The sequence below is a fragment of the Bacteroides sp. An279 genome (assembly GCF_002159615.1).
In the GTDB taxonomy this organism is placed as follows: domain Bacteria; phylum Bacteroidota; class Bacteroidia; order Bacteroidales; family Bacteroidaceae; genus Phocaeicola; species Phocaeicola intestinalis.
Genome location: NZ_NFJA01000174.1, coordinates 1 through 2,606, shown reverse-complemented (window position 1 = coordinate 2,606; position 2,606 = coordinate 1). Strand labels below are relative to the sequence as shown.

The following is a 2,606-nucleotide window of genomic DNA, read 5'->3' as shown; positions in this document are numbered from 1 at the left end:
GCTGGAGGGTCTATGCTGAGTGTTACCGGTCTGAATCATTTTTATTATGTGCGTGACTTTACCGACATGCGTTGCAAGCACAGCCGTGTGTTGTCCATCATCCGTGAACGGCTTCACCGGGAACCCTGTGACGGGGATGTCTTTATTGTCATGTCGCGAAACCGAAGGATAGTCCGTATGTTTTCATTTGACAATCATTCATACAGCCTGTTCGAAAAGAAGTTTGTCGCGGGCTACCAGTTCATGAAAGTGGAGCGGAACGGAGCGGATACCGTTTATCGGATTGACTGGAAAGATGTGGTCCTGATACTGGAAAACCCTATAGTTAAAACATTAAAAATCAGATAATTAATATGTCTGTTTGCTTGCGGTTTTGCGATTATTTTAGTACCTTTATATCTGTAAATCAAAGGTTTAAACATGATCGAACTGCAACATATAATAGACTCAAAAAGGGAATTGTTGAGTAGGGAAACCTACTCACGGAACCCTATAAATTATAGTGAAGGTATGGCAGACGATCAAAAAGACCGGTACATACAATACCTTGCTGAGCAGAATCAGGACCTCAGGTTGACAAATGACGCCATGAAGCTTGTCTTGGAGGATTTCATGGTTCAGATGAAGGAACTGAAGGATCAGGTGTCCTCCATGCAATCGAAACAGTCCGATTTGGAAAACCGGTTATCAGAAGAGCGCAAGCTTCGCCAATCGGCTGAACGGAAGGCAAAGGCTTTTCAGGAAAGACTTGATTTTGCCAATCAGGAACGTTTTGGAGACAGGCGTCAAAGGATACACTCCAAGGCAGAAAAGAGTGCTTCTGACCGGCAAAAGGAGAAAGATGATTATGACGGTACGGACGATACACTCCGTACGGATTCTGTAGACAATAACGAATCCCGGAATGAGCCGGCCCTTCCCAAAAAGGAACGTGACCTGGGCAATCGTCCCGACGGGTATAAAACGATGGGAGTGTCCGGAGAAGTGGTAGAGCATCCGTCAGATCTGACAAAGGTTCCCGGACGTATCATTGAAAGAAGGATGGTACGTGTATTCAGTTTCCGCACCTTCCTTACGGAAGAATGTTTTGAGATGGTCCATTATGCAGAGCCTGGCAAAAAGCCGAAGTGGGGTTATTTCCCCTCTGAAGGCCATCCGGAGGTGGTAACTAAGTTTGAGGGGACTAAAGCCACTCCTGAATTTCTGCAGGCCATAGCCTATGAAGTTTATGTAAAGAATGTGACCTTCGGCCTTCTGCACCAATGGCTGACGGATATGGGAATGACCATTTCTAAAAACACCTTACGCAACTGGCTTAAGAAAGGCAAGAAATACCTTGATGAGTTGGTTCGTGTATTGAAGTCCGTTGCCTTGGAAAAGGACTCGGTTGTGAACTGCGATGAGACCTGGTGCAAGGTTCGCAAATATGACCGTTATAAGAAGTGTTATATCTGGGTATTGGTCAACAAGACTCAGAAAACAGCCATTTTCTTCTATGAGGATGGCTCCCGCGGCCGTGAGGTACTTACCGACTTCCTGGGTGATGCGGAATTGAAGAGTATCATGTCCGACGGATACAACGCTTATGTATTTATCGGCGATGAGTTGAAATCGGCTCAGTTTAAGGATACTATCCATCAGGTTTGTATGTCCCATGCGAATAATAAGTTCGTTAAAGCCGGTAATCAAGGAGGCGAACCGCTAGCCGAACGTTTTTCAAAGCTTTTAAAGTGGTTCTTTTCTAAAGAACATATTTATGATGAAGCCGGTCTTACTCCGGAAGAGAGACTGCGGGAAAGGCAAAGCCTGGAAACGAAGGAACACCTGATAGAATTGCGCAGCCTGTTGGAGAGTGAACTGTCGAAGAATTCAGAATTTAGAAGCCAGTATTATACAGAAGCTCTTAATTACTTGAAGAAGTTTTGGAAGGAACTATTTGCTTTTCTGGACGATGGGGATCTTCCGATAGACAACAATCTTGCCGAGCGGACCATCCGGAAGCTGACTACCCAGCGCAACAATTCACTCCATTATGGCAGTGATGCCGGGGCTGAGATGGCTGCAACTTATCATAGTGTAATAGGAACGGTAAAGCTTCATGGCAGTTCTGTCTGGAACTTCATCGGAACTTTTTTCAAAAATATCTTTAACGGATGCAGGGATTATGTTAACATGGTTCCTGGCAAAATCACTTTGGCTGCCGGCCAATGTTAAATTCAAAGCTAATTAATTAACAAAACTCGGTTTAGGGCACTCAAAAGTGCCCTTTCAAAGGGGGATGCCCTAAATTGAGTGCTTACATATACTGCAACTGCTGATGAATATATACTGCAACTGCCGATGAATATATATCCTTTAAAAAAGTAGTACGAATGTCCTCATTTTGCCAAAATGCCTTGTAGGGGGCAGGGTTTGCCTGCCCAAAAACATCTACGTGGATTAGTTGACGCATTCGGGCGTATACAATACGCCCCTGCATGGGATGTTTGCAGAGCTAAGAAACTGTTTTGAATTTATCGTGCGATGATTTGGGATGAGTTTTTGAGGCATTTCCGCTTGTGTGATGAGGAAGATAGCGGGCTATCTGACGAAGAACAGAAGCGGAA

Annotated in this window: 2 protein-coding genes; both read left to right on the top strand. The window is 44.6% G+C overall.

Features of this window, described 5'->3' with window-relative positions:
* On the top strand, positions 1–348 hold a 348-nt coding region (tnpB, locus tag B5F78_RS16330; protein WP_140400226.1), incomplete at its 5' end, for an IS66 family insertion sequence element accessory protein TnpB.
* 72 nt (positions 349–420) lie between these two features.
* Positions 421–2,214 carry an IS66 family transposase gene (tnpC, locus tag B5F78_RS16325; RefSeq protein ID WP_087407240.1) on the top strand — a complete coding sequence of 598 codons (1,794 nt, stop codon included), beginning with the start codon at positions 421–423 and terminating at the stop codon, positions 2,212–2,214.
* Positions 2,215–2,606 lie beyond the last annotated feature (392 nt).